The organism is Nocardia sp. NPDC055029, from assembly GCF_053608525.1.
In genome coordinates, this window is the sequence record NZ_JBSGVQ010000051.1 from 18,629 (window position 1) to 45,434 (window position 26,806).

Below are 26,806 nucleotides of genomic sequence, written 5' to 3' on the forward strand. Positions count from 1 at the left end.
GCTGGGGGATCCTCGGACCGCAACGGTGGACCTCGACGTCGACGAGCGCAGACTCGCGTGGGTGTACCTGTCTCGGGTGGTGCAGGGGCCGTGTGCGCCGTTGTCGGCCTTGATCGCCTCGGTCGGAGTGTGCGAGGCGGCGCGGGCCGTGCGTGAGCACGAACTGCCGGAAGCATTGCGCGGACCGACGGCCGCCCGCCGTGAGATCGATACGGCAGCAGCGGATTTAGATGCGATAGCGCGGCTGGGTGGACGGGTCATCACGCCGGATGACGACGAATGGCCAGGCTGGCGGATGCTCGGACTGGATCAACTCGACACCGACCGCGATCGCGAAGGAGCGGTGCCGCTCGTGTTGTGGGCACGCGGCCCACTGTCGCTACAAGCCGCGTCCGAACGTGCTGTCGCCGTGGTCGGTTCGCGATGCAGCAGCGGCTACGGCGTCCAGGTGGCCGGCGAGATCGCCTGCGACCTGGCCGCGCGGGGCTGGACCATCGTCTCCGGTGCGGCATTCGGCATCGATGCGGCCGCACACAGGGCGGCCCTCGCCGTCGGCGGTTCGACCGTCGCCGTCCTCGCGTGCGGCGTCGACCGGCCGTACCCCGCCCAGCACGACCGCCTGCTCGCCGCCATCGCCGACACGGGCCTCGTCCTCAGTGAATATCCGCCGGGAACGAGCGCGCAGAAACACCGCTTCCTGGCCCGAAACCGGCTCATCGCGACGCTCGGCGACGGCGTCCTCGTCGTCGAAGCAGGCCTGCGCAGCGGTGCCCGCAACACCGTGAAATGGGCCCGCCGCCTCGGGCGACCCGCCATGGCGGTCCCCGGCCCTGTCGGATCCGCCTCGTCGGCCGGCTGCCACCGCATGATCCGTGAAGGTGAAGCGCTCCTCGTCACCCGCGCCGAAGACGTCATCGACGAGGCAGGCCCACTCCGCCTCCCGGTAGCCGACGCGACCGTCGACCCCGCGGCTCACCTGCGCGGCGCCGAAGCCGACGTCTACGCGGCCCTGCCCGCCATCGGCTCCCGCCTGCCCCTCGAGCTGGCCCAGCAATCCGGCCTCGATCTCGCCACGGTCCGCGCCGTCCTCCCCGGCTTGGAGCTTGCCGACCTGGTTGGCCGCGATTCCGGTGGATGGTTCCGGACTCGGGGCCGCGGCACCGAGCGCGATCGAACGATGCCGACCCGACCAGGGTGAGCTCTGGTGCCGGGACGTGCACCATCGGCGCGGGGTGATGGTGGGCTGTCTGGTGCGGCGTGGTGGGTTGCGTGGGGTGATGGAAAGGGTCACGGTGGGGGAATGGACGTGCTGCCCGATGATCTGACCGCGCTGCTCACGGAGTTCGGGCGGCATCTGCGGTTGGGGCGGAATCGGTCGGCGCATACGGTGCGGGCCTATCTCGGGGATGTGCGGTCATTGCTGGAGCATCTGTATGCGCGCTCGGCCGATTCGGCGGTGCGTGAGCTGGATCTGCCGTTGTTGCGTTCGTGGCTGGCCGAGCTCGCCGCGTCGGGGGCCGCGCGGACGACGTTGTCCCGGCGCGCTTCTGCCGCAAAGACTTTCACCGCGTGGCTGACCGAGACCGGACGCTTGGCCCTCGACCCGGGGTTGCGGTTGCAAGCGCCGCGAGCACATCGGGTGCTGCCCGCGGTGCTCGCACAGGGGCAAGCCGTGCAGGCAATGGATGCTGCGGAATCTGGTGCAGCCCAGCAGGATCCGATGGCCCTGCGGGATCGGCTGATCGTGGAGGTGTTGTACGCCACGGGAATCCGTGTCAGCGAGCTGTGTGGGCTCGATATCGACGACATCGATCGGGAACGCCGGCTCGTCCGGGTTCTCGGCAAGGGAAACAAGGAACGTTCGGTACCGTTCGGCGGTCCCGCCGACACCGCGCTCGACGCCTGGCTCCGTGCGGGCCGCCCAACCCTGGTCAACGAGCACTCCGGCCGAGCGCTCCTCCTCGGACAACGCGGCCGCCGCCTGGACCAACGCCAAGCCCGCACCGTCGTCCACGAGGTCGTGTCGGCCATCCCCGGCGCACCCGGCATGGGCCCGCACGGACTACGCCACACCGCCGCCACCCACCTCCTCGAGGGCGGCGCCGACCTCCGAGTCGTCCAGGAACTACTGGGCCACGCCAGCATGGCGACCACCCAGCTCTACACCCACGTCTCCGTAGAACGCCTCAAACGAGTACACGACCAGGCCCACCCTCGCGCGTAATCGGCGTACCCGCACGCGTGGCTGGTGCCGCCCGCGCGTGTGACTGGTGCCCTCGCGCGTGTGGCTGGTGTGCCCGCGCGTGTGGCTGGTGCCGCCCGCGCGTGTGGCTGGTGCCCTCGCGCGTGTGGCTGGTGTGCCCGCGCGTGTGGCTGGTGCGCTCGCACGCGTGGCTGGTGCGCACGCGCGTGTGACTGGCGCGCACGCACGCGTGACTGGCGCGCACGCACGGGTGGCCGGTGCGCTCGAACGGGTGGCCGGTGCGCTCGGGGCGCGTGACCGGCGTACCCAGGCGTGTGCGCGGTGCGATCCCGCGTGGGTGACCGGCGCGCCCGCGCGGTGGCGTTGCGGTTGTGTCCCGGGTCGGCACGGCAAGATGGGGAACGGAGGTGGTGGTGATGGCGTTGCCCGAGGTCGGGGGCGAATCCGAGGACGGTGAGGAAGAGGTCGACTATCGGTTCACCCTCGCCAACGAGCGAACGTTTCTGGCCTGGATCCGGACTGCGCTCGGCCTGCTCGCCGGCGGTGTCGCCGTGCACACCCTGGTCCAGCCACTGCGCCTGGCCGGGCTCGGCGGTGTCATCGCGGTGAGTTGCCTGGCGATGGCACTCGCGGTGGCGCTCGGCGCTTTCCGGCACTGGCGCCGGGTCGATGTCGCGATGCGGGTAGGGCGCCCGCTTCCCGGCACGATCCTGGTTCCCGTGCTGTCGGCAGGCGTGGCACTCGTCGCCGCGCTCGCCTGCCTGGCGGTGCTGTTGTCATGACGGCGCCTACCTTGGCCATGGAGCGCACCGCGCTGGCCTGGCGCCGTACCTCCCTCGGCGCGGCGGGCTGCGCCCTCCTGTTCGCCCACCAGATCACCCGCGACGGCTGGCCGACCACCACGCTCCCGTTGGCCGCTGCCCTGGCGGCCCTGTTGCTGAGCTTCCTCGGCTGGTCACGCGGTCGTGCACTCCATCACGGGCAGGTGACCGCGGGCGCCCGTGTTGTGGTGACCACAACGCTCGTGGTGGTAGTCATCGCGCTTATCGCCCTCAGCGGCGTGCTCGTCGACCGGCTGTTCGACTGAGCCGTCGCAGAACCATTCAGCCTGGCGACTGCACGAACGCAATCGCGTCGGTGCCGCCCGCGCCCAGCCTTGTCCCTGCAGCGTCGGTCGCCCTCATCGCCTGCCAGGACTCGCGCATGCAGTTGCTCGACGACGGCTTCCCCACCATGCCTACCGCGGTGAGAACTCGCTCGACGCTCACCGGACCGGCAATTAGGCTCGTCGAGCATGACTCCCGGAGTGTCGGACCAGCCCGATTCAGCCCTGCGCGAGCGGCTCCGCGCCGCCTTGAAGCCCGCGATGAGGGCCCGTGACCGCAGTGCGATCTCGGCACTGCGCTCCGCGCTGGGAGCGATCGACAATGCCGAGGCGATCGACGCGGCAGACGTGAAAGCCGGTGCGCTGGAAGACAGTGCGGTGGGCCTCGGCGCCGCCGAAGCCCACCGCCGCGACCTCACCGAAGCCGACATCGCCGACATCGTGCGCCGCGAGATAAGCGAAAGACGAGACGCCGCAGCCGAATACGGACGGCTCGGCGCCACCGACCGCCGCGACTCCCTTACCGCCGAAGCGGACACCCTCGCCGCCCTCCTCTGATCGCCGCGGTCGCGAGGAGTCATCGCCTTGATCAGGTGGGCTCAGTCGCCCGTGGGCAGGGTGTTCAGGTAGCGGTGGGCGAACCAGCGCTGGATCAGCCGGACGACGGGACCGCCCAGCCGCACATACCAGGTACCGGGTCGTGAGAAGGCGGTGACCAGTCCGTACACCGCGTCGTCCGTGGGGTCGTATTCGACAGCGAACAGTTCCTCACCCACCTCGGGATGTCCGGGGAGCGTGCCGTAGGCGAACCCCCGCCTATCTGGTTCGTCCAGAACGTAGACCACCCGGCAGGGCGCGACGATGCCGATCGGGCCGAGCCCGATCCGGACCGTCAATTCCGTTCCCGCCACCGCGGTTTCGGTATCCGCGCGATCGAAGACACCGGAACCCTTCTGTATCCCGAAGTCGAGGATGTGCGTGGCGGCCCGGTCGAACAGATCACGGCCGTGGCCCAGCGGCCGCCGATGCTCGAACCGGTGGTAGCCCGGCGGAAAGGTCGCACGGGTGGCGCCCACCTCGGGGTAGGTGAAAGGCGCTGATTCCTCTGACACACCCTGATTGTCGTCCCGCGATCGAGGTCGATGTACTCGGTGTGGCCGAGTGGTTCGTCACAGCACCGCCTCCAGCGGCTTCAACCGGACCGGCACCTCGTGCAGCAGACCCAGCGGATCGACATATTCGCGCCTGCCGTGCTCGCTCGCCTCCCGCCGCGCACCCCAATGCAAACACGCGGCGGCCGGACACCCCTCATGCCCGGCCGCCAACGTGCCGATCGGCGTACCCCTGCTCACCCGTCTACCCACCGTGACCTGAGCTTCCACCGGCTCGTAGGTCGTGCGCAGACCGCCGGGATGGTCGATGGACACCACCGGTTTGTCCGCGACCACCCCCGCGAACACGACGATGCCGTCGCCCGCGGCGAACACCACCTGCCCTGCGGTACCCGCCAGATCCACCCCGCGATGCCCGGGCAGCCAGTTCCGCTCCGGTTTGTCGAAGCGTCGTTCGACGGTCGGTCTCGGTCGCAACGGCCACCCGAACAACCCCACGTCCGCCGCACCGACCGGCGCAGCGCCCCCGAGCATCACCGCCACCAGCCACAGCGCCGCGACACCGTGCCCAGCCACCCGACCTTCGCCGGTGACGAACCGATGGCGTCCACCCCGCGAGACCCGGCGCCGCAGAGAAATGCCCACACCGCACTCAGCGATGCGGCCGAGGCGCGGGCACACGCTGTGGCGTGGCGAGCGTCCGCACGAGATCACGCAGCACGGCAGGCAACTCCGCCGCCGACCCGCTCCCACCGCCACGGATGACGATCTCGACCTCGACCGGTGCTGCCGGGCGCCCCGACTGCCCGCGCGCCGCGGACGGCGGCACACCGGTCAGATCGTGGACCGTCACCCGAACCGGAACCGGTGCGGGCACCGCACCGTCGCGCGGGGGAGCCCCGTGCCTCTCGGGCGCTACGGCACCACCGCCGCCCGAGCACACCGGCGTGACCGGCGCCCGATCACCGGGAAGCGCCGCCGCGGGCGCAGCCAGCACCCCCGCGGCGCACACCAGCGGAAACGTGGAGATCAGAGTTCGTGTGAAGGTGTTCATGCCCCTACTCTCGGTGCAGAACAACCCGCCCGGCGGCCCGGTTCGCCGAATGTGGACAACTCCGCCAGATGTGGATATCGCGCACTTCACCGCGGGTACGGGCGGTCCGCGCACGGGGCGATTTCGGCCCTGGCGCAGGTCCGCGTAGACTGATCAACGCGGTTTGTGCTCAGCAGCGAGTGTGTGCACAGCACGGACCGACTTCGCGCGCCACCCGTGCTCGTCCATCCGGTCGTCGCTCGCTATGCAGACGGTCCGCGAGGGCATGTCAGCGCGAGTTCTCCAGCGGATGAACAGTGAAATCGTCGGCTGGTCCCGGTTTTCCGATCGGGTCCGGCGGTTTCGGTGGCGCCAGGGCAGTCGATCGCCGATCGGCTGCGTCAACCGGCAACGAAAGAGAGATACGGGAGCTATGGCTGTCGTAACTATGAAGCAGCTGCTCGACAGCGGCGCGCACTTCGGGCACCAGACTCGTCGGTGGAACCCGAAGATGAAGCGGTTCATCTTCACCGACCGCAACGGCATCTACATCATCGACCTGCAGCAGACGCTGACCTACATCGACAAGGCCTACGAGTTCGTCAAGGAGACCGTCGCCCACGGTGGCACCGTTCTCTTCGTCGGCACCAAGAAGCAGGCCCAGGAGTCGATCGCGGCCGAGGCGACTCGCGTCGGGATGCCCTACGTCAACCAGCGCTGGCTGGGTGGCATGCTCACCAACTTCTCGACCGTCCACAAGCGCCTGCAGCGCCTGAAGGAGCTCGAGGCCATGGAGCAGACCGGTGGCTTCGAGGGTCGCACCAAGAAGGAAATCCTCATGCTGACGCGTGAGATGACCAAGCTGGACCGCACCCTCGGTGGTATCCGCGACATGGCCAAGGTGCCCTCGGCCATCTGGGTCGTCGACACCAACAAGGAGCACATCGCCGTCGGCGAGGCTCGCAAGCTGAACATCCCGGTCATCGCGATCCTGGACACCAACTGCGATCCCGACCTGGTCGACTACCCGATCCCGGGTAACGACGACGCGATCCGTTCCGCCGCTCTGCTCACCAAGGTCGTCGCCTCCGCGGTGGCCGAGGGCGTGCAGGCCCGCGCGGGCCAGGCTTCCGGCGACGCGAAGCCCGAGGCCGGCGCCGGTGAGCCGCTCGCCGAGTGGGAGCAGGAGCTGCTGGCTCAGGCGACCCCGGCCGCCGAAGCTGCCGTCGAGACGCCCGCCGAGGCCGAGGCCGAGGTCAAGGCCGACCCGGCGCAGCACACCCCGGCCGACTTCTGAGCTGATCGGTAGCTCTACGTTCACCTTGCCGGCCCTTCTGAATTCAGAAGCGGTCGGCAAGGTGGTGTAAACACCCAAGCACCCCACACACGAGGAGGCTCGCCCCCGATGGCGAACTACACCGCTGCTGACGTGAAGCGGCTCCGGGAGCTCACCGGCTCCGGCATGATGGACTGCAAGAACGCGCTGGCCGACTCCGACGGCGATTTCGACAAGGCCGTCGAGGTGCTGCGCATCAAGGGCGCCAAGGATGTCGGCAAGCGTGCCGAGCGCGCGACCGCCGAGGGTCTGGTCATCGCCAAGGACGGCGTCATGGTCGAGATCAACTCCGAGACCGACTTCGTCGCCAAGAACGCCGAGTTCCAGGAGCTGGCCGAGGCCGTCGTCACCGCTGCCGCCGCCGGTAAGCCCGCCGACCTCGACGCCCTCAAGGCGCTCAAGCTCGACAACGGCACCGTCGACGAGGCCGTGCAGGCGCTGGCAGCCAAGATCGGTGAGAAGCTGGAACTGCGTCGCGTCGTCTCCTTCGACGGCCCGGTCGCCACCTACCTGCACAAGCGTGCTTCGGACCTGCCGCCCGCCGTCGGCGTGCTGGTCGAGTACACCGGTGAGGGTGACGCCGCCGCCGAGGCCGCCCGCGCCGCCGCCATGCAGGTTGCCGCGCTCAAGGCCCGCTTCGTCACCCGTGACGAGGTCCCGGCCGAGCTGGTCGAGAACGAGCGTCGCGTCGCCGAGGCCACCGCCCGCGAAGAGGGCAAGCCGGAGGCCGCGCTGCCGAAGATCACCGAGGGCCGCGTCAACGGCTTCTTCAAGGACGTCGTCCTGCTCGAGCAGGCGTCGGTCACCGACTCGAAGAAGACCGTCAAGGCCCTCCTGGACGAGGCCGGTGTCACCCTGACCCGCTTCGCCCGCTTCGAGGTCGGCCAGGCCTGATCCGCCTGAACCAGAGCCCCTCGGGAGCAGCCTACGTCTGCACCCGAGGGGCTCTTGCCGATTCTTGACGGCAGCTGCCCCCGGTTCTGGGGTCTGCGCGTCGCGCAAGGGGGTCTTGTGCGGTGGCGGGAACCGGATAAGGCAGGATGGATGCCGCTCAGTGCGGCCGATTCGCGTGCCCGCAGTTCGACCGATCTCAACCTCGCCGAAGGAGACGAACACCCATGACCGACCCGGGTAACGACCGCCCTGGATACAACCGGGTGCTGCTCAAGCTGGGTGGGGAGATGTTTGGTGGCGGCGGGGTCGGTCTCGACCCCGATGTCGTGCAGACCGTGGCCGAGCAGATCGCCGAGATCGTCGAGACCGGTGTGCAGGTGGCCGTGGTGATCGGCGGCGGCAACTTCTTCCGCGGCGCCGAGCTGGAGGAGCGCGGCATGGAACGCGCCCGCTCGGACTACATGGGCATGCTCGGCACCGTGATGAACAGCCTTGCGCTCCAGGACTTCCTGCAGCAGCAGGGGGTGGACACGCGCGTGCAGACCGCCATCACGATGGGCCAGGTCGCCGAGCCGTACCTCCCGCTGCGCGCCAAGCGGCACCTGGAGAAGGGCCGCGTCGTGATCTTCGGTGCCGGTATGGGCATGCCCTACTTCTCCACCGACACCACCGCGGCCCAGCGCGCGCTCGAGATCGGCGCCGACGTGGTGCTGATGGCCAAGGCGGTCGACGGCGTGTTCGACGCCGACCCACGCGTGGAGAAGAACGCGAGCATGTACACCGAGATCACGTACAAGGAAGTGCTCGAGAAGGGCCTGAAGGTGGCAGATGCCACGTGCTTCAGTCTCTGCATGGACAACCAGATGCCGATTCTGGTGTTCAATCTGTTGACCAAGGGCAATATTGCCCGCGCAGTCGCCGGTGAACACATCGGCACCTTGGTTCGGTCCTGATCCCGCAACCGCGGAAGATGACGATGACGACGCTGTGGAGGAACCGGTCGTGATTGATGAAGCGCTCTTCGATGCCGAGGAGAAGATGGAGAAGGCCGTCTCGGTGGCGAAGGACGACCTCGGAACCATCCGCACCGGCCGCGCCAACCCGGGCATGTTCGCCCGCGTCGTGGTCGACTACTACGGTTCGCTGACGCCGATCACCCAGATGTCGAGCATCACCGTGCCGGAGCCGCGCATGGTGGTGATCAAGCCCTACGAGCAGAGCCAGCTCGGCCCGATCGAGAACGCGATCCGCAACTCCGATCTGGGCGTGAACCCGACCAACAACGGTGACATCCTGCGCATCACGGTGCCGCAGCTCACCGAGGAACGTCGCCGCGAGATGGTCAAGATGGCCAAGGGCAAGGGCGAGGACGCCAAGGTCTCGATTCGCAACGTCCGTCGCAAGGCGATGGACGAACTCGGCCGGATCCAGAAGGATGGCGAGGCGGGTGAGGATGAGGTCGGGCGCGCCGAGAAGGAGCTCGACAAGACCACCGCCAAGTACGTGGGCCAGATCGATGAGCTGGTCAAGCACAAGGAAGCCGAACTGCTCGAGGTCTGACGCAGATCTCGCCAGTCCCGCTCGTGCGGGGGATGAACGGAACGACGAGTTGAGCGACGGGACAATCGTGGCCGAAGACGCCGCCGCCACCGGAGCGGCACCGGAGCCGACGCCGGACCAGGTCGAGGAGACCGGCGCGGTGCCGCAGACATCGGACGACGCGGCGCCTGCCGAGCCGCAGGCGCCCACGTCGCGCGCGGGTCGCAACCTGCCCGCGGCCCTCGCGGTCGGGCTCGGGCTCGGCCTGTCGCTGATCGCGATCCTGCTGTTCGCCCCCAAGGTGTTCATCGGGGTGGTCGGCGCGGCGGTCGGCGTCGCGACCTGGGAGGTCGCCAAGCGGCTGCGCGAGGCCGATGTCCTTGTCCCGCGGATCCCGCTGCTGATCGGTGGCCAGGCGGTGTTCTGGCTCGGCTGGCCGTGGGGCGCCCAGGGCGTTGTCGGCGCGTTCGCCGCGACGGCGCTGGTCTGCATGGTGTGGCGGCTGTTCGACCATGGGCTGAGCACCGCGCCCAAGAACTTCCTGCGCGACACCGCGATCACGTTGTTCACGCTCACCTGGATCCCGCTGCTCGCCGCGTTCTCGACGCTGCTGCTGCTCGAACCCGACGGCAACCTGCGGGTGCTGACGTTCATGATCCTGGTCGTCTGCTCCGATGTCGGCGGTTATGTCGCCGGCGTGCTGTTCGGCAGGCATCCGATGGTGCCCGCGATCAGTCCCAAGAAGTCGTGGGAGGGATTCTGCGGCTCGCTGGTGTTCAGCGTGATCGGTGGTCTGCTGACCGTCACCCTGCTGCTCGAGGCGAACTCGATGATCGGTGTCGTGCTCGGTGTCGGCCTGGTCGTCGTCGCGACCTGCGGCGATCTGGTCGAGTCGCAGATCAAGCGGGAACTGGGCATCAAGGACATGGGGACGATGCTGCCCGGCCACGGCGGCATCATGGACCGCCTCGATTCGATGCTGCCCTCGGCCTTCGTGTCGTGGCTTGTGCTCAGCGCGCTGCTGTAGAGCGCCAGGTCAGGGCTTCTTGGCGGCATGGCGTAGCTGCAGGATGCGCACGCCACCGACCAGACCCATCACCAGCGCGCCCGCGATCACCGACAGCAGCACGGTGATGCCGATCGGGAGCGAGAAGTGCCAGAACAGCAGGTCGACCGTGACCTTTTCGAGGTTCTGGATGATGAAGATCAGCACGATGATGCCGATGAGCGCGGCCGCGAGCAGGGCGATCCAGGCGTAGCCGGTTTTCGAACCGTGGACCCCGGGCGGGGTGGCGCGTTTCGCGGGCGCCCGCTCGTCCCGGCGATGCTTGGCCTCGGTGTGCTCGGTCGTCGGTGCCGCGGGCTCCTGCTCGGCCGGTGACGCCCCTGATTCGGCATTGGTGGACATGGTTCGATCATTGCCGACAGCTATCACCCGTGCACGCATCTTCTCGATAACGGCGTTCGGCGTGGCGGCCCGCCGACCGGGCCCGCTGCTTCGTTTGGGACAATGGTCGAATTATGGCCATCTCCCTGCCCCTCGTGTTCGATGCCCCGCGTCGCGGTATGCCGCCGCGCCACCTCGCCGATCTCGACGCGGACGAACGCAAGGTCGCGGTGCAGGAGCTGGGACTGCCGAAGTTCCGGGCCGATCAGCTGGCCCGCCAGTACTACGGCAGGCTGCAGGCCGATCCGGCGCAGATGACCGATCTGCCCGCCGATGTGCGCGAGAAGGTCGGCGAGACGCTGTTCCCGCCGCTGCTGTCGGTGGTCCGCCATCTCGCCTGCGACGAGGGTGACACGCGCAAGACGCTCTGGCGTGCCCACGACGGCACCCTGCTCGAGAGCGTGCTCATGCGCTACCCCGACCGCAACACGCTGTGTATCTCGAGCCAGGCGGGCTGCGGCATGGCGTGCCCGTTCTGCGCGACCGGCCAGGCCGGACTGAACCGCAATCTGTCGACCGCCGAGATCGTCGACCAGGTGCGTGCCGCCGCCGCCTCGCTGCGCGACGGTGAGGTGCACGGTGGTCCCGGCCGGCTGTCCAACATCGTGTTCATGGGGATGGGCGAGCCGCTGGCCAACTACAAGCGGGTGGTGAACGCGGTCCGCCGGATCACCTCGCCCGCGCCCGACGGCCTCGGCATCTCGCAGCGTTCGGTGACGGTGTCGACCGTCGGCCTCGCCCCCGCGATCCGCAAGCTGGCCGACGAGGATATGTCGGTGCGGCTCGCGGTCTCGCTGCACACCCCCGACGACGAACTGCGCGACACCCTGGTCCCGGTGAACAACCGCTGGTCGATCGCCGAAGTGCTCGACGCCGCCCGGTACTACGCGGACAAGTCAGGGCGCCGGGTGTCGATCGAGTACGCGCTGATCCGCGACGTCAACGACCAGCCGTGGCGGGCGGACATGCTCGGCAAGAAGCTGCACAAGGCGCTCGGCCCGCTCGTCCACGTGAACCTGATCCCGCTCAACCCCACCCCGGGCAGCGAGTGGGATGCCAGCCCGAAGCCGGTCGAGAAGGAATTCGTGCGCCGCGTGATCGCCCAGGGCGTGTCGTGCACGGTGCGCGATACCCGCGGCCAGGAGATCGCCGCCGCCTGCGGTCAGCTCGCCGCCGAAGGCTGATCGGCTATTCGATGCTGATCGGCCGCACGAAGTCGTCGTAGGGCAGCGGGCCGTCGACGAAGGCCCGCACCGACATCGAGTTCAGGGTGATGTCGCCGCCGTGGTTGTCCAGGAAGGCGATATCGGAGGCGTCGCGGCCGGTGGCGATGCGGACCAGGCTCGAGCGCGGCGCGAGACAGGTCGGATCCAGGGTGCGCCACGCGCCGTCGACGTAGGCCTCGGCGACGGCGTGGAAGTCCATCGGCACGCAGCCGGGGGCATAGACCGCCGCCACCCGGGCTGGGACGCCGACCGCGCGCAGCAGCGCCACCACCAGGTGGGAGAAGTCGCGGCAGACGCCGGTTCCGGACAGTAGCGTTTCGACCGCGCCGTCGATCGGCGCGCTGCTGCCCGAGACGTAGGAGATGCGCCTGCCCACCCAGGCCGCGACGCGGGCGGGCATGTCCGGATCAACGATGCCGTAACCGAATTCGGCGGCGGCGAAGCCGAGGAGCTTGTCCGATTCGGCGTAGCGGCTGGGGCGTCGGTACAGCGCGATCTCATAGTCTGTCGCCGGTGCGGGAACGGCTACGCCGAACACCGTCGCCTGATAGTCGAGGCGGAGCGTGCCTGCGCGTGCCTCGAGCACATGGAGCCGGGAATGGTGCGGTCCGATCACCTCGCGCGGGGTGAGGAACTCCCCGTCGAGCACGCACGTCATGGACTCGACCAGGTCGATGCCCGGTTGCCGGGCGACGGCGATCTGCCATTGCAGGACCGTGTCGGCGTGGACCGCGATCTCCAGGGTGGCGGAAACGTCACGTTTCACCGCTCCAGCCTGCCAGGCGGACAGGCGCGGGGCGACTCGAACACGACCTCGTGCCGGATCGCGGCCCTGCTGGCCCGGCTCATGACGCCGGGACTGCGCACGGAGCTCGAACACGTTGCGGCCCAGGCGTTACCGGGGTGGGACCGGATCGAGGCCCGCGTCCGAGATGGTTGACTATGGCGCGCGGAACAGCCTCTGTCACAGTCACTCTCGAACTCGAGGCGGGCAATGCCTCCCTCATGATCCTCGGCAAGATGCTCGGTCCCACCGGCATCCCGCCGTTCGAAGTCAAACGCCGGTACGACGCGGCGACCGCGGATCGGCGTGGGGAGATCATCCCCGCGGTCATCACGATCGATGCCCGCAAACGCTGGACCATGCGGCTCAAGACGCCGCCAACCGCTTCGCTGATCCGCAAGGCCCTCGGCACGCCCGGTTCACCCCAGCCCGGCCACAAGCCGGTCGGCGCACTCTCGCGAGAACAGTTGCGGCGCATCGCGATCCGCAAACTTCCCGACCTGAACACCACCGACGTGGAGGCGGCGATGCGCATCGTCGCGGGGACCGCCCGATCGATGGGTGTGCGGATCGAGGACTGACCTCTGCCGCCGAACTCGATCCTGTGCTCGTCTGCGCGGGGACACAGATGCCCGGCGCGACCCGTCCAGACGTTAAGTTGGTGACGGCCGAAGCGGCGGATGCCCGCCGTCGGCGTGGAACCGATTCGGCGGGACAACGGGGGAAGCATGCTTGCGACGGGCGACGTCTTCGCCGGATACGCGATCGAACGCAGGCTGGGTCAGGGTGGCATGGGGTCGGTGTACCTGGCCCGCCACCCCCGGCTACCGCGGCAGACCGCGCTCAAGCTGCTGAATCCGGAGTTGTTCGCCGACACCGAGATTCGTGCGCGATTCGAACGCGAAGCCGATCTGGCGGCACAGCTGGAGCACCCGAACATCGTCACGGTATACGACCGCGGCGTCGACGACGGGCGGCTGTGGATCAGCATGCAGTTCGTCGACGGTGTCGACGCGGCGACCATCGAGCACCCCGTTCCCGCTGAGCGGGCCCTGCACATCGTCGAGGGCACCGCGGCCGCGCTCGACCACGCCCACCGCAACGGCGTCCTGCATCGCGACGTGAAACCCGCCAATATCCTGCTGGCCGGCGCGGACGGCAGGGACCGGGTCCTGCTCACCGACTTCGGCATCGCCCGTCCGCGCGACGACGTCCACCACCTCACCCAGACCGGCACTTTCACCGCCACGCTGGCCTATGCGTCGCCGGAACAGCTCACCGGTGCCCATCTGGACCATCGCTCCGACCAGTACTCGCTGGCTTGCACGCTGTACTCGTTGCTGACCGGCGTCGCGCCGTACGAGGCGACCAATCCGGTCCTGGTGATCCAGGGCCACTTGCAATCGCCGCCGCCGTCGGTGCGCGGGCACCGGCCCGAACTGCCTGCGGCACTGGACGCGGTGCTCGCCCGCGCACTGGCCAAGCGCGCGTCCGATCGCTTCGACTCCTGTGCGGAATTCGCCGCCGCGGCCCGTCGTGCCCTGGGCGGGACCGGTGCACAACCCACGGTCTTCGCCGGGTCGTCGATGCCGCAGTTCGCTCAGCCGAGTCCTTACGGTCCGGCACTCCCGGCACCGCAACACGCAGCGCCGCAACCCTATCCGGGGCTCGCTCGGCCGCCGTCGGGAAATCCGGCGCCGCCGTATCACGGCTACGCACCGCGGCCGGGCGCCGCTGGTCCGCGCCCGTATCCGCAGGGCCAGGCTCCGCCGCCGCGCAGGCGCACCGGTCGACTGGTCGCCCTGGCGATCGTGTGCGTGCTCCTGCTGGGCGGCGGCGTCTGGGCATGGCAGGACGACACCGGATTCGTTGCGCAGCAACTCGAGCGATCCCGCGGCCACCGCGACCTGACCGCCATGTCCGAGACGTTCCCCGGAATGCTGCCTGCGTCGTCGGACAAGAACGACGGATACGGGGGCACCACGTGCAAGGGCGCGCCGGTGTGGAAATCGTTCTACGCGATCGACAAAGGCGCGGAGCGGAGTTTCAACGGCTGGCAGGCTCGATGGGAGTGTCTCGGCCCCGGCGACGACACCTTCGCCTACCGCTTCTACAGTTTCGGCACCGTCGATGCCGCCCGGTCCGCGGTGAGCGCCTTCACCGCGGCGTCGACCGATCGAGGTACGGTCACCGTCGGCACGCGGCAGGAACATCGACTCATCTGCACCGACCGGTACGACGGCGAGAAGGCCACGGTCATCTCGACTTTCACCAATCCTGACCATGCCCGTTTCGTGCTGCTGGCGATGCCGGCGGCGCGCGGCAACAAGGGCGACAACCAGCGGTGGCTCGACGATCTGGTCACGCGGATGGCCAAAGCCCCCCTGTGACAGAGGGCGCCGTTTGGTAGGGTCCACACCCGTCGGACGACGAGCGAGATTCGGGGGTCAGAGTGGTTTCTGACGGGACGGTATTCGCCGGATACACGATCGACCGGCAGCTGGGCCGTGGCGGGATGGGGTCGGTGTATCTGGCCAGGCATCCGCGGCTGCCGCGGTGGACCGCGCTGAAGCTGCTGAATCAGGAGCTGTACTCCGACTCCGAGATCAGGGCCAGGTTCGAGCGGGAAGCCGACCTGGTCGCCCAGCTCGACCATCCGAACATCGTGACCGTCTTCGACCGCGGCGTCGAGGGCGATCAGCTGTGGATCAGCATGCAGTACATCGACGGGGTCGACGCCTCCACGCTGGACCCGCGGACCTTACCGCCGGACCGGGCGGTGCAGATCATCGGCGAGACCGCCGCCGCGCTGGACTACGCGCATCGCGCGGGCGTACTGCACCGCGACGTGAAGCCGGCCAATATCCTGCTGGCACGGTCCAACAGCCAGGAACGGGTGTATCTCACCGATTTCGGGATCGCCCGGCTGCGCGACGACTCCGGGCACCTGACCGAGACAGGGTCGTTCACCGCCACGCTCGCCTACGCCGCGCCCGAGCAGCTCACCGGCGCCGCCCTCGATCACCGTGCCGACCAGTACGCGCTGGCCTGCACGCTGTTCTCGCTGCTGACCGGCACCGCGCCGTACGAGGCCGCGAGCCCGGCCGCCGTCATCACCGGGCATCTGCAGGCCCCGCCCCCGCCGGTGAGCCCGCGCCGGGCCGGGCTGCCGCCGGTGCTCGACGCCGTGATGGCGCGTGCGCTCGCCAAGCGGCCCGCCGACCGGTTCACCTCGTGCGAGGAGTTCGTCGACGCCGTGCAACGGGCACTGCGCACCGGGACCACCGGAGCGCGGCCGACGGCGGCACCCACGTCGGGGGCGCACGCCCAGCCGTTCGTCGGGATGACGCCGATGAGCCCGGTCAACGTGCCGGGCGCACCGCGTCCGGCGCCGGTGAACCCGTACCAGCCGATGGCCCCTCGCCCCGTCGCCCCGGCGGCCTGGCAGCAGCGGCCGCCGATGCGGCCACCGGCACCGTATCCGGCACCGTCGCGTGGCGGGTGGGGATCGATGTTCGGCACCTTCCTGATCTGGATCGCCGTCATCGGGTCGGTCATCGGCGTGGTCTGGTTGCTGTCGAACCTGTGATCGGGCGGCAGGCCGCCGCGGCGGGTGCCATATTCTGGTCAGAATGAGCGACTTCGATGTCACCGCCGCCGACTCCGTCGACCTCGCCCGGCTGCGTCGCTTCGTCGCGGTCGCCGAGGAACTGCATTTCGCGCGGGCCGCGAAGGGCTTGCGGATCTCCCGGCAGGCCTTGAGCGCCACCGTCATCGAGCTGGAGAACGAGCTCGGGACAAAGGTTTTCGTGCCGGGTGCCTCGCCGACCCAGCTGACCGAGGACGGCGCCGCGCTGCTGAACCATGCCAGGGCGTTGATCAGCGCGCAGGAGCAGGCCGAGCGCGAGCAGAAGCCGGAAGCGCCTGCGAGTCTGCGGGTCGGGTTCGTGCCCGGTGTCACCGTGTCGAAGTGGGCGCGGATCTGGGGTGACCGGCTGCCGGAGCATCCGCTCGAGGTCGTCGGGGTCGCGCAGGGGGAGCAGGAGTCCGCGCTGCGCGAGGGCCGGATCGATCTGTGCTTCGTGCGGTTGCCGATCGACCGGACCGCGATGAACGCGATCCCGCTGTGGCAGGAGACGCCGGTCGCGGTCGTGCAGAAGGACGACGCGCTCTCGCTGCTGGAGACGATCAGCCCCGCCGATCTGGCCGAGGAACGCGTCCAGGACGGCAGCGACATCGACCAGGCCGTCGACACGCTCGCGCTGGTCGCCGCCGTCGGCGGCGCGACGATCGTGCCGCAGTCGATCGCGCGCCTGCATCACCGCCGCGATCTGGTGTACCGCCCCATCAGCGACACCGAGTTCACCGAGATCGCCCTGGCCTGGCCCGCGGGCACCGACAGCGCACTGCTCGAGGAGTTCGTGGGGATCGTGCGCGGCCGCTCGGCGAACAGTTCCCGCGGTGTCGCCGCCGCGGAACCGGAGCGGCGCGCCGCGGCGAAACCCGCGCGCAAGAACACGCCCAAGAAGCCGGCGGCCAAGCAGCAGCCCACGCGTCAGGCCAAGGGGCGCAAGCCGGGCGCCCGGCGCGGTCGCTGACCTGCGGATACACGAAAACGCCTGCGGCGCAACGATGTTGCGGCCGCAGGCGGAGGTTTCGTGCCGGAGTGCTACCTCGGGACGCGCCGGGTGAGCGAGTCGACGACCATGATCCCCGCGAGCAGACCGGCCAAGCCGATGAGGAAGATGTCCTCCACGTGGCCCTGGTGGTTGCCGATGGTCATGCCGAGCAGGGCCACGACGACGACCCAGCCCGCGATGCGGAAGGTCTTGCGCGACTCACCGCTCCAGCCCCATGCGGCCGAGGGCACCTCGGCGGGGTCGACGCTGGTGGCGACGGCGCGCTCGGTGCTGGCTTTTTCGAGGTCCGTGGCGGCCACGATCGCTCCTTAGGGCTCGAGTTCTGGTTGGGCGAGTGGTCATATCGTGGCATACGACCGTCCGTCGTAGCCAGCAGCCCTGCCACAATGGGGCCGTGTCCCACCCAGCAACGCGTGCCGCACAAGGCCGCTCCACGTCCGCCGACCGGGTGAAGGTGCTGCTCCTCGGCAGTACCGGTTCGATCGGTACCCAGGCGCTAGAGGTGATCGCCGCCAACCCCGACCGCTTCGAGGTGGTCGGCCTCGCCGCGCGCGGTGGCAACACCGCCCTGCTCGCGGAGCAGATGGCGGCCACCGGCACCCGCAATGTCGCCGTCGCCGATCCCGCCGCCGCGCGGGCGCTCGACCTCGAGCTCGGCGGCCCCGAGGCCGCGACCGAACTCGTGCGCCGCACCGACGCCGATGTCGTGCTCAACGCCCTGGTCGGCTCGCTGGGCCTCGGCCCTACCCTGGCCACGCTGGAAGCGGGGACCCGGCTCGCGCTGGCCAACAAGGAATCTCTCGTCGCCGGCGGTTCGCTGGTGACCCGCGCGGCCGCGCCCGGCCAGATCGTCCCGGTCGATTCCGAGCACTCCGCGCTCGCGCAATGTCTGCGCGGCGGCCGGGCCGAGGAAGTCGCGCGTCTGGTTCTCACCGCTTCGGGCGGGCCGTTCCGCGGCTGGACCGCCGAGATGCTCGAATCGGTGAATCCCGCCGAGGCCAAGACCCACCCGACCTGGTCGATGGGCCCGATGAACACCCTCAACTCGGCGTCGCTGGTGAACAAGGGCCTCGAGCTGATCGAGACCCACCTGCTCTTCGGTGTCCCCTACGACCGCATCGACGTCACCGTGCACCCCCAGTCGATCGTGCACTCCATGGTCACCTTCACCGACGGCTCCACCCTCGCCCAGGCCAGCCCGCCGGACATGAAGCTGCCCATCGCCCTTGCTCTCGGCTGGCCCGACCGGGTCCCCGGCGCGGCCGCCGCGTGCGACTTCGGCACCGCGTCGACCTGGACGTTCGAACCGGTCGACGACAAGGTCTTCCCCGCCGTGCGCCTGGCCAGGCAGGCGGGCGAGGCGGGTGGCAGCGTCACCGCCGTCTACAACGCCGCCAACGAGGTCGCGGTGCAGGCCTTCCTCGACGGCAAGATCAGCTTTCCCGCGATCGTGCGCACCGTCACACAGGCGGTAGAGGCCGCCGACCGCTGGCAGGCGGAACCCGATACCCTGGACGACGTCCTCGCGGCCGACCGCTGGGCACGGCAGTACGCCACGGAAATCATCGCGTCCTGACACGACGCGAATCGACACAGGAGCCAGATGGTATTCGCGCTGGGGTTCGCGCTGTTCGCCCTCGGTATCACGATCTCGATCGCGCTGCACGAGTGCGGGCACATGTGGGCGGCGCAGGCCACCGGCATGAAGGTGCGCCGCTACTTCATCGGTTTCGGACCCAAGGTGTTCTCGTTCCGCCGTGGTGAGACCGAGTACGGCCTCAAGGCACTGCCGCTCGGCGGCTTCTGCGACATCGCGGGCATGACCGCGCTAGACGAGCTCGAGCCCGAAGAGGTCGACCGGGCGATGTATCGCCAGTCGACCTGGAAGCGCCTGGTCGTGATGTTCGGCGGTATCGCGATGAACTTCCTGCTCGGCTTCGTGCTGCTGGTCGTCCTGGCGATCGGCTGGGGTCTGCCGCAGCTCGAGCAGCCGCCCGCGACGTCGCTGGGCTCGATGAGCTGCGTCGCGCAGCAGAATCCCGATCAGACGATGCAGCCGTGTGCCGGCGCGGGTCCGGCGCAGCGGGCCGGTCTGCAGCGCGGTGACGTCGTGACCGCCGTGAACGGTGTGCCGGTGACGACCTGGGTGCAGTTCCAGGCCGAGACGCAGAAGCAGACCGGCACCTTCACCTACACGATCGAGCGCGACGGCAAGACGCTGACGGTGCCGGTGACCCCGGAGCGCACGATGCGGTACCCGAAGGAGGGCCCCAGCCGCGAGGTGAGCGCGGTCGGTGTCGGCCCGGACTTCGCGGAGCCGCAGCAATACGGCCCGATCGCCGCGATCCCGGCGACCATCTCGTTCACCGGCGACTTCTTCATCGAGACGGTGAAGTCGCTGGCGAAGATGCCGCAGAAGGTGTCGGCGCTGTGGGAGGCGGTCACCGGCGGTGAACGTGATCCGGAGACCCCGGTCAGCGTCTACGGCGCCAGCCGCATCGGTGGCGAGACCGCCGAACGTGGCCTGTGGGGCATGTTCATCCTGGTCCTGGCCAGCCTGAACTTCTTCCTCGGCGCGTTCAACCTGCTGCCGTTGCTCCCGCTGGACGGCGGGCACATCGCGGTCGTGCTCTACGAGAAGGCCAGGGACACGATCCGGTCGTGGCGTGGCAAGGCCCCAGCCGGTCCGGTGGACTATCTGAAACTGCTCCCCGTGACGTATGTGGCGGTGGTGATCGGTGGTGCGTTCATGCTGCTGACCCTGGCCGCCGACATCGTCAACCCGATCCGCCTACCCTGATCCGCGTCAGCCCGTTGTCGTGCCCCTCACAGGGCGCCCCTGGTACCGGCGCGACTAAGCTCGGCAGCAACAATCCCGGTCGAATCGACACACGTACGAAAGAAGGCAGCCGAACGTGACCAGCACAATCGGATTGGGGATGCCCGCCGCCCCCGTTGCTGTTCTCGCACCGCGGCGCAAGACCCGCCAGCTGAAGGTGGGCAATGTCGGCGTCGGCAGCGACTCGCCGATTTCGGTGCAGTCGATGACCACCACCAAGACCCATGACATCAACGCGACGCTGCAGCAGATCGCCGAGCTGACCGCGTCGGGCTGCGACATCGTCCGGGTGGCGTGTCCGCGCCAGGAAGACGCCGACGCGCTCGCCACGATCGCGAAGAAGTCGCAGATCCCGGTGATCGCCGACATCCACTTCCAGCCGCGCTACATCTTCGCCGCGATCGACGCCGGGTGCGCCGCGGTCCGGGTGAACCCGGGCAACATCAAGGAGTTCGACGGCCGGGTCGGCGAGGTCGCCAAGGCCGCGGGCGCCGCGGGCATCCCGATCCGCATCGGCGTCAACGCCGGTTCGCTGGACAAGCGGATGCTGGAGAAGTACGGCAAGGCCACCCCGGAAGCGCTCGTCGAGTCGGCGCTGTGGGAGGCGAGCCTGTTCGAGGACCACGGGTTCGGCGACATCAAGATCTCGGTCAAGCACAACGACCCGGTGATCATGGTGGAGGCCTACCGGCAGCTGGCCGCGCAGAGCGATTACCCGCTGCACCTCGGCGTCACCGAGGCGGGCCCCGCGTTCCAGGGCACGATCAAGTCGGCGGTGGCCTTCGGCGCGCTGCTCAGCGAGGGCATCGGTGACACGATCCGGGTCTCGCTGTCGGCGCCGCCCGCCGAGGAGGTCAAGGTCGGCGGCCAGATCCTGCAGTCGCTGAACCTGCGCCCGCGCAAGCTCGAGATCGTGTCGTGCCCGTCGTGCGGTCGCGCCCAGGTCGACGTCTACACCCTCGCCGACGCGGTCGCCGCGGGCCTGGACGGGCTCGAGGTGCCGTTGCGGGTCGCGGTGATGGGCTGCGTCGTGAACGGTCCCGGCGAGGCGCGTGAGGCCGATCTCGGTGTCGCCTCGGGCAACGGCAAGGGCCAGATCTTCGTCAAGGGCGAGGTCATCAAGACCGTGCCGGAAGCCCAGATCGTGGAGACGCTGATCGAAGAGGCGATGCGCATCGCCGAGGAGATGGGCGAGCAGCCCGGCGGCGAGCCGGTCGTCACCGTCGGGTGAGACGGCGGGCCGGAGGCGGTAGCGCAGCGTTACCCCGTAGGCCCTCGCGAACCCGACGATTCGATGCAGCCGGGTGACCTAGCCGCGCTTTCACGGTCGGGTGTCGGATTCCGCGGACCCGTACCACTCGGCGTGCTTTCGTGGCAGGCTGGTGCCGTGCGGAGTCTGCTGGAGCCGACGCGACGGTCCAAAACCGCGCCTGCGCGCCCGGTGTCCGTCCGAGATCTGGCCGAGGTGCTGCGTGTCCTGGACGCAGACCCGGTGGCCTCCTGCATGATCGCCGCCAGGGTCCAGGAGTTCGGTCTGGACGCGCGCTCCGGTCTCGGCGAGTTGTGGAGCCGCGGCGGGCCCGCGGATTCGCTGTGCTTCTCCGGCGCGAACCTGATGCCGCTGCGCGGTGACCAGCAGGCCCTTCGCGCGTTCGCCGAACGCGCGGCGCGCTGGCCGCGGGTGTGTTCCTCGGTGGTCGGCAGGCAGGAACTCGCGCTGCCGCTGTGGGAACTGCTGCTGCCCAAGTGGGGGCCCGCCCGGGATCTGCGTGCCGATCAGCCACTGCTCGCGCTCGCCTCGCCCGCGCTGGCCAGGCCCGACGGCGGAGTGCGCCGGGTCAGGCCCGACGAGATCGATCGCTACCTGACCGCCGCCATCGCGATGTTCATCGAGGAGGTCGGCGTCGACCCGCGCGCGGGCGACGGCGGCCGCGGCTATCGGCGGCGGATCAAGAGCCTGATCGAATCAGGAAGGGCCTGGGCACGTTTCGAGGACGGCGTGGTCGTCTACAAGGCCGAGATCGGCGCGCTGTCGCGGCGGACCGGCCAGATCCAGGGCGTGTGGGTGCATCCCGAGTTCCGTGGCTCCGGCGTCGGCACGGCGGGCACGGCCACGGTCGCGAATGCTGTTGTCGCGACGGGACGTACGGCCAGTCTGTATGTCAACGACTACAACCAGATCGCCCGACGTGCCTACAGCCGTGTGGGTTTCCGCCAGATCGCCACCTTCGCCACGGTGCTCGTCGACTGAATCCTCCGCGCGTGTACGGCGCCGTCATCCGGGGTTTGCCGCCCGGTCGCCGCTACGATCGGTGCCGATGAGGACACGGATGGTAACCACGTTCGCGGTGGCCGCCCTCGCGGTGGCGGCGACCGCCTGCTCCTCCGGCCCGCAGGGACCGGTGCCCGCCGCCGACGCCTTCGCCGAGGCGTTCGCCGACCGCGATCTCGTCGCGGCCGCCGGGCTGACCACCTCGCCCGAGAAGGCAACGGCCGCACTGACTTCGACGTGGCAGGCGCTGCAGGCCGAGAAGCTGGAGATCAGGACCGGCGACGCCCGCGTCAGCGGTGACACCGCCACGGTCGACTACACCTACGCCTGGACCCTGCCCAAGGGACGCCAGTGGACCTACACCGGCGAACTGCAGATGGGCCGCAGCGGTGGCCGCTGGCTGGTCCGCTGGACCTCGGCCGACATCCACCCCAAACTCGGCGACACCCAGGCGCTGGAACTGCGCACCGCGCCTGCGCCGCGCGCGCGGGTCAACGAATCGGCGGGCAGCGATGTCCTGGTGCCGGGCAAGGTGTCCCGCGTTCGCTTCGACGTGGCGAAGGCCGCCGACCCGGACCGGGTGGCCGGGGCACTCGCCGCGGCACTGAGCCGGATCGATCCGGTCGCCTATACCCCGCAGTCGATCCTGACCGCCGCGCGCAAGGCCGAGGGGCCGCATTCGGTGATCCTGCTCAACGAGTACGAGGCCGAGACCATCGGTGGTGAACTGATCGGGTTGCCCGGGGTCACCCTGACCCAGGAGTGGGACATGGTGCCCACCGATCGCAAGTTCGCGCCCGACCTGCTGACTCAGGTCCGCAAGACGGTGATCGCCGAGGTCGACGGCAAGGCGGGCTGGAGTGTGGTCACCCGCAATGCCAACGGCGCCGATCTCGATGTGCTGCACGAGGTTCCGGCCCAGCCCGCACCGTCGTTCGCGCTGAGCATCGACCGGTTCGTGCAGAACTCCGCGCAGCACGCGGTGGACCTGCGCACCGAGCAGACCATGATGGTGGTGATCCGCCCGTCGACCGGTGCGATCCTCGCGGTCGCCCAGAACAAGTACGCCGACCGGGACGGTCCGGTGGCCACGAGCGGTCAGTATCCGCCCGGCTCGATCTTCAAGACGGTGACGGCCTCGGCCGCGATGGCGACGGGCATCGCCACGCCGGAGACCGTGCTGCCGTGCCCGAGCCACACCACCATCGGCGAGCGCACGATCCCCAACTACAACCTCTTCTCCGTCGGCGAGGTGCCGATGGCGACCGCCTACGAACGATCCTGCAACACCACCTTCGCGCGACTGGCGAGCAGGCTCGACAGCACCGCCCTCACCGAGGCCGCCGCCCGTCTCGGCATCGGCCAGGATTACCAGGTGGAGGGGCTGCCGACCATGTCGGGCTCGGTGCCACCCGCCGAGGAACTCGTGCAGCGTGCCGAGGACGGCATCGGCCAGGGCCGGGTGGTGGTGAGCCCGTTCGGGATGGCGGTGATGGCGGCGACGGTCGCGCACGGGTCGGCGCCGGTGCCGTATCTGATCGCGGGCCGGCCGACCGAGATCACCGGTGACCGGCCCGCGATCGACCAGGCCGTGGTTGACGGCCTGCGCTCGATGATGCGCATGGTGGTCACCGGCGGCACCGCCGAACGGATCAGGGATCAGGGCGAGGTGTATGGCAAGACCGGCGAGGCCGAGGTCGACGGCGGGTCGCACTCGTGGTTCGTCGGCTACCGCGGGGATATGGCGTTCGCGACGCTGCTGGTCAAAGGTGGCAGCTCCGACAATGCCGTCGCCGTCACCCGGGACATGTTCGCCGCGCTGCCACCCGGCTACTGAGCGGGGGTCTCGGTCGCCAGCCGCACCACCGCGAGGGAACTGCTCTCGGAATGGGCTGTCGCCATGTTGTGCGAGACGTTGTAGCTCGCAGCGGGTTCGGGTGCGGCGTTGGTGCCTGCGCCCTCGAGAAGGTCGATGGCGGCCGCGCCGCCCAGAATCATTCCGGCAGTGGTCAAGATCAGGGTGGAACGCCTCATGGTCCGTCTCCCTCGTTCAGGGTTTCGACGTGCTTTCCCGGGCAGCCTTTCGATTGTCTAGCGGTTAGCTGTTGCTTGAACCGTAGAACGGTGATCACAGCCGCAACAGGCGGCGAGAGCAAGCGACACCTAATTGTTGCGTTATGTGCGGGCGTGTTCGAACACAACCGGTATGTGACCGTGATGAAACGGTGAATGATCGGTATCGATCGCGCGAATGCGCAGTTCAGTGGCCGTGTCTGGGTAATATTTCGAATTCGGCGGCGGTCACCCGCGTTGCAGAGTTGCGGCCAGATGATGTTGCAGGGACTCACCGACGGCGGCCATTCGCAGCGTGTAGTCGATGGTGTCGCCGGTCACGTGGAATGAGCGGCCGAGGGCGGTAACCGATTTCGCCGATCCGGAGCGGCCGATATTCGTCGAGTTCAATTCGAGGCGAATTCCGTCGACGGTTTCGGTGATCGTGCCCTCGCTGATCTCGGTGATCCCGGTGGGGTGGGCGAGCATCAGCTCGACCCGGCCGGGCGCTGGACAGCGCAGGTAGCCGGTCTCGGCGTGCATCGGCCTGCCGTCGGACGCCGACTTGGTTCGCTGCCGGTAGGTGATGAACGGCTTGCCGAGATGCCCGAAGATGATCTCCTCGACATAGTCGAACGGTTCGATGGTCGGGTACTCGCCGTGGCCGCGGCCACGCCAGCTGCCGAGCAGCGGTGCCAGGGCGGCGATGTCGGGGTGCGGGGCGACGGGGGCGGAGGGTTCGACCACGGGCGACAGCTTAGACCTGGCACGGGTGCGACGGTCACGGCACGCCGAGGCCGCCGTCAGGCTAAGGTCAGCCTCGCCTGAAACGCCGTCCGGCGGAGGCGAAAGGATAGAACGTGAACGGACATGTGAGGGGTACCCGCGGGGTACGGTCCGGGCTGGTGCGCGGTGTGGTTCTCGGTGCGGCCCTGCTGCTTGCCGCGGCGTGCTCGAGCAGCGAGACCGCCGGCGACGATGTCGCCGCGCTCGACGGCAACCGGTACAGCCAGACCAACCTGGCGGCCAACAAGGACTCCTACCACGCCCAGTTCACTTTCCCTGACCTGGTCAACGCCTGGGGCCTGGCCGATCGCCCCAAGGGCGCGGGCGGTCACTTCTGGGTCGGCGCAGGCGGCAAGTCCTACCAGTTCGTCGGTGACGTGCACGCGGCGTCGGACCCCAAGCTGCAGAAGCTGTTCCAGGATCAGCTCAAGCTCGTCGGCGTGCCCGGCGCCGACGCCGACACCTCCGACAAGAGCGCGGGCAAGACCACCGGCGTGGTCTTCAATCCGGCGCCGATCACCTCCGACCTGTTCGCCGTGCGCGACCAGTGGGTCGATGTCGACGGCATGCCGCTCCCGCTCGGCGGCTCCTCGCGCTTCATCTTCGCCACCGACTCCGGCAAGCTCTCGGCCTGGACCGAGCAGGCACCCGACGGCGCGATCGTGCGCCGCGACGGCGGCGCGAACCAGGTGTTCGACGGATCGGCGCAGGGCATGGCGTTCTTCGGCATCGCGCTCGCCCCGTCCGGTGACAAGCTGCTCGCCGCCGACTTCGGCACCGACCCGCAGGTCCGCACGTTCGACAAGTTCTGGCAGCCGGTGGCGACCACCGGTTTCGCCAACCCCTTCGCCACCGGCGACGTGATCGACCCGGCGACGCCCGAGAAGGGCAAGAAGGTCAAGCCGGGCGACCCGGCGCCGTTCAACATCACCACCCTCGGCAGCCGCGTGTTCGTGTCCTACGCGGTGACAAAGCCCGACGAGAAGGATCCGAAGAAGTTCGACAAGGCCGAAGAGGACGCCCTCGACGCCGAGGCCGACAAGGCCTCGAACGGCAAGCCGGACAAGGGCAAGGTCGCCGAATTCGACGCCGCGGGCAAGCTGGTGCGGATCATCGACGACGGCGGCAGGCTCAACGCGCCGTGGGGCGTCGCGATCGCGCCGTCGAACTTCGGCGCGCTCTCGGGCAAGCTGCTGATCGGCAACTTCGGTGGCCTCGGCCGCGTGCTGGCCTACGACGACACCACCGGCACCTTCGTCGACTACCTGCGCGACGGTGACGCGAAACCGGTCGAGATCGCCGGGCTGTGGGCGCTGATGTTCGGCAACGGTGAGAGCCTGGGGGATGCGAACGCGCTGTACTTCACGGCGGGACCCGAGGACGAGAAGGACGGCCTCTTCGGCAGCCTACGAGTGCAGTAGGGCGGACAATTCGAGTGTCCGGTGGGTGATCGCTTCCGTCCTGGCTTGTTGTGCGGGACAGTGGAGGCGGAATGATTGCCGGGTGTGCGCCATCGCGTGCGGCGGTGTCTTCGTTCC

The 26,806-nt window shown here is 69.1% G+C and carries 29 protein-coding genes; 21 read left to right on the plus strand and 8 right to left on the minus strand.

What is annotated here, in order from left to right; all coding sequences use genetic code 11:
* Positions 1 to 25 precede the first annotated feature (25 nt).
* From dprA to ACWF9G_RS31000, 5 genes are all read left to right on the plus strand, one after another.
* Positions 26 to 1,198, plus strand: a complete 1,173-nt coding sequence (gene dprA, locus ACWF9G_RS30980; RefSeq protein WP_452519643.1) for a DNA-processing protein DprA — start codon at positions 26 to 28, stop codon at positions 1,196 to 1,198.
* 102 nt (positions 1,199 to 1,300) lie between these two features.
* Entirely contained in the window at positions 1,301 to 2,224 is a 924-nt protein-coding gene (locus ACWF9G_RS30985) for a tyrosine recombinase XerC (RefSeq protein WP_379304685.1), read from the plus strand.
* A 395-nt stretch (positions 2,225 to 2,619) separates the two neighbouring features.
* The gene (locus ACWF9G_RS30990; protein ID WP_452519645.1) at positions 2,620 to 2,985 is read left to right on the plus strand and encodes a YidH family protein; all 366 of its coding nucleotides are present in this window, start codon (positions 2,620 to 2,622) and stop codon (positions 2,983 to 2,985) included.
* Positions 2,982 to 3,290: a DUF202 domain-containing protein gene (locus ACWF9G_RS30995; protein ID WP_452519646.1), complete on the plus strand. Its 309-nt coding sequence runs from the start codon at positions 2,982 to 2,984 to the stop codon at positions 3,288 to 3,290. Before ACWF9G_RS30990 ends, ACWF9G_RS30995 begins: the two co-directional genes overlap by 4 nt.
* 207 nt (positions 3,291 to 3,497) lie before the next feature.
* Positions 3,498 to 3,866, plus strand: coding sequence for a GatB/YqeY domain-containing protein (locus tag ACWF9G_RS31000; RefSeq protein ID WP_452519648.1), 369 nt, complete (start codon positions 3,498 to 3,500; stop codon positions 3,864 to 3,866).
* A gap of 41 nt (positions 3,867 to 3,907) precedes the next feature.
* Here the strand turns inward: ACWF9G_RS31000 and ACWF9G_RS31005 are convergent, their stop codons facing one another.
* From ACWF9G_RS31005 to ACWF9G_RS31015, 3 genes are all read right to left on the minus strand, one after another.
* Positions 3,908 to 4,420 carry a DUF1990 family protein gene (locus ACWF9G_RS31005; RefSeq protein WP_452519650.1) on the minus strand — a complete coding sequence of 171 codons (513 nt, stop codon included), beginning with the start codon at positions 4,418 to 4,420 and terminating at the stop codon, positions 3,908 to 3,910.
* 57 nt (positions 4,421 to 4,477) lie between these two features.
* Positions 4,478 to 4,954 carry a M23 family metallopeptidase gene (locus ACWF9G_RS31010; RefSeq protein ID WP_452519669.1) on the minus strand — a complete coding sequence of 159 codons (477 nt, stop codon included), beginning with the start codon at positions 4,952 to 4,954 and terminating at the stop codon, positions 4,478 to 4,480.
* 118 nt (positions 4,955 to 5,072) lie between these two features.
* Positions 5,073 to 5,474, minus strand: coding sequence for a hypothetical protein (locus ACWF9G_RS31015; RefSeq protein WP_452519652.1), 402 nt, complete (start codon positions 5,472 to 5,474; stop codon positions 5,073 to 5,075).
* A gap of 412 nt (positions 5,475 to 5,886) precedes the next feature.
* Here ACWF9G_RS31015 and rpsB point away from each other — a divergent pair, with 412 nt between their 5' ends.
* From rpsB to ACWF9G_RS31040, 5 genes are all read left to right on the plus strand, one after another.
* Positions 5,887 to 6,750, plus strand: a complete 864-nt coding sequence (rpsB, locus tag ACWF9G_RS31020; RefSeq protein ID WP_189024364.1) for a 30S ribosomal protein S2 — start codon at positions 5,887 to 5,889, stop codon at positions 6,748 to 6,750.
* Positions 6,751 to 6,858: 108 nt separating this feature from the next.
* Complete coding sequence (gene tsf / locus ACWF9G_RS31025; RefSeq protein WP_379304697.1) at positions 6,859 to 7,683, plus strand: translation elongation factor Ts; 825 nt, start codon at positions 6,859 to 6,861, stop codon at positions 7,681 to 7,683.
* Positions 7,684 to 7,907: 224 nt separating this feature from the next.
* Positions 7,908 to 8,636, plus strand: coding sequence for a UMP kinase (pyrH, locus tag ACWF9G_RS31030; RefSeq protein WP_378852259.1), 729 nt, complete (start codon positions 7,908 to 7,910; stop codon positions 8,634 to 8,636).
* 49 nt (positions 8,637 to 8,685) lie between these two features.
* Positions 8,686 to 9,243 (plus strand): ribosome recycling factor, encoded by a 558-nt coding sequence (gene frr / locus ACWF9G_RS31035; RefSeq protein WP_030202900.1) that lies wholly within the window; start codon positions 8,686 to 8,688, stop codon positions 9,241 to 9,243.
* Between the two features lie 49 nt (positions 9,244 to 9,292).
* Positions 9,293 to 10,249, plus strand: a complete 957-nt coding sequence (locus ACWF9G_RS31040; RefSeq protein WP_452519654.1) for a phosphatidate cytidylyltransferase — start codon at positions 9,293 to 9,295, stop codon at positions 10,247 to 10,249.
* Positions 10,250 to 10,258: 9 nt separating this feature from the next.
* Here ACWF9G_RS31040 and ACWF9G_RS31045 read toward each other — a convergent pair whose 3' ends face one another.
* Positions 10,259 to 10,630, minus strand: coding sequence for a LapA family protein (locus ACWF9G_RS31045; protein ID WP_379304700.1), 372 nt, complete (start codon positions 10,628 to 10,630; stop codon positions 10,259 to 10,261).
* Positions 10,631 to 10,743: 113 nt separating this feature from the next.
* Between ACWF9G_RS31045 and rlmN the strand changes: the two genes are divergently transcribed.
* Positions 10,744 to 11,853: a 23S rRNA (adenine(2503)-C(2))-methyltransferase RlmN gene (rlmN, locus tag ACWF9G_RS31050; RefSeq protein WP_379030882.1), complete on the plus strand. Its 1,110-nt coding sequence runs from the start codon at positions 10,744 to 10,746 to the stop codon at positions 11,851 to 11,853.
* Positions 11,854 to 11,857: 4 nt separating this feature from the next.
* Here rlmN and ACWF9G_RS31055 read toward each other — a convergent pair whose 3' ends face one another.
* Complete coding sequence (locus tag ACWF9G_RS31055) at positions 11,858 to 12,661, minus strand: transglutaminase-like domain-containing protein (RefSeq protein ID WP_452519656.1); 804 nt, start codon at positions 12,659 to 12,661, stop codon at positions 11,858 to 11,860.
* A gap of 176 nt (positions 12,662 to 12,837) precedes the next feature.
* On the opposite strand from ACWF9G_RS31055, the gene ACWF9G_RS31060 reads away from it, so the two are divergent.
* From ACWF9G_RS31060 to ACWF9G_RS31075, 4 genes are all read left to right on the plus strand, one after another.
* Entirely contained in the window at positions 12,838 to 13,260 is a 423-nt protein-coding gene (locus ACWF9G_RS31060; protein ID WP_379030876.1) for an uL11 family ribosomal protein, read from the plus strand.
* Between the two features lie 147 nt (positions 13,261 to 13,407).
* Positions 13,408 to 15,069: a protein kinase domain-containing protein gene (locus ACWF9G_RS31065; RefSeq protein WP_452519657.1), complete on the plus strand. Its 1,662-nt coding sequence runs from the start codon at positions 13,408 to 13,410 to the stop codon at positions 15,067 to 15,069.
* Positions 15,070 to 15,131: 62 nt separating this feature from the next.
* Positions 15,132 to 16,268 (plus strand): protein kinase domain-containing protein, encoded by a 1,137-nt coding sequence (locus tag ACWF9G_RS31070; RefSeq protein ID WP_452519658.1) that lies wholly within the window; start codon positions 15,132 to 15,134, stop codon positions 16,266 to 16,268.
* Positions 16,269 to 16,311: 43 nt separating this feature from the next.
* Entirely contained in the window at positions 16,312 to 17,277 is a 966-nt protein-coding gene (locus tag ACWF9G_RS31075) for a LysR family transcriptional regulator (RefSeq protein ID WP_452519660.1), read from the plus strand.
* A 71-nt stretch (positions 17,278 to 17,348) separates the two neighbouring features.
* Here ACWF9G_RS31075 and ACWF9G_RS31080 read toward each other — a convergent pair whose 3' ends face one another.
* The gene (locus ACWF9G_RS31080) at positions 17,349 to 17,618 is read right to left on the minus strand and encodes a DUF2631 domain-containing protein (protein WP_379304711.1); all 270 of its coding nucleotides are present in this window, start codon (positions 17,616 to 17,618) and stop codon (positions 17,349 to 17,351) included.
* Positions 17,619 to 17,713: 95 nt separating this feature from the next.
* Here ACWF9G_RS31080 and dxr point away from each other — a divergent pair, with 95 nt between their 5' ends.
* From dxr to ACWF9G_RS31105, 5 genes are all read left to right on the plus strand, one after another.
* Positions 17,714 to 18,895 carry a 1-deoxy-D-xylulose-5-phosphate reductoisomerase gene (gene dxr, locus ACWF9G_RS31085; protein WP_452519661.1) on the plus strand — a complete coding sequence of 394 codons (1,182 nt, stop codon included), beginning with the start codon at positions 17,714 to 17,716 and terminating at the stop codon, positions 18,893 to 18,895.
* 27 nt (positions 18,896 to 18,922) lie between these two features.
* A complete protein-coding gene (locus tag ACWF9G_RS31090) occupies positions 18,923 to 20,119 on the plus strand; it encodes a M50 family metallopeptidase (RefSeq protein ID WP_452519662.1) in 1,197 nt (398 codons plus the stop codon).
* 115 nt (positions 20,120 to 20,234) lie between these two features.
* On the plus strand, positions 20,235 to 21,389 hold the full coding sequence (ispG, locus tag ACWF9G_RS31095) for a flavodoxin-dependent (E)-4-hydroxy-3-methylbut-2-enyl-diphosphate synthase (RefSeq protein WP_452519663.1): 1,155 nt from the start codon (positions 20,235 to 20,237) through the stop codon (positions 21,387 to 21,389).
* Positions 21,390 to 21,545: 156 nt separating this feature from the next.
* Positions 21,546 to 22,409 (plus strand): GNAT family N-acetyltransferase, encoded by an 864-nt coding sequence (locus ACWF9G_RS31100; RefSeq protein WP_379304719.1) that lies wholly within the window; start codon positions 21,546 to 21,548, stop codon positions 22,407 to 22,409.
* Positions 22,410 to 22,476: 67 nt separating this feature from the next.
* Entirely contained in the window at positions 22,477 to 24,267 is a 1,791-nt protein-coding gene (locus ACWF9G_RS31105; RefSeq protein ID WP_379304721.1) for a penicillin-binding transpeptidase domain-containing protein, read from the plus strand.
* On the opposite strand, the gene ACWF9G_RS31110 is transcribed toward ACWF9G_RS31105, so the two are convergent.
* Entirely contained in the window at positions 24,261 to 24,464 is a 204-nt protein-coding gene (locus ACWF9G_RS31110) for a hypothetical protein (RefSeq protein WP_379304723.1), read from the minus strand. The genes ACWF9G_RS31105 and ACWF9G_RS31110 overlap by 7 nt on opposite strands.
* Positions 24,465 to 24,731: 267 nt before the next feature.
* Entirely contained in the window at positions 24,732 to 25,229 is a 498-nt protein-coding gene (locus ACWF9G_RS31115; RefSeq protein WP_452519666.1) for a peroxynitrite isomerase, read from the minus strand.
* Between the two features lie 113 nt (positions 25,230 to 25,342).
* Between ACWF9G_RS31115 and ACWF9G_RS31120 the strand changes: the two genes are divergently transcribed.
* Complete coding sequence (locus ACWF9G_RS31120; RefSeq protein WP_452519667.1) at positions 25,343 to 26,689, plus strand: TIGR03118 family protein; 1,347 nt, start codon at positions 25,343 to 25,345, stop codon at positions 26,687 to 26,689.
* The last annotated feature ends 117 nt before the right edge of the window (positions 26,690 to 26,806 follow it).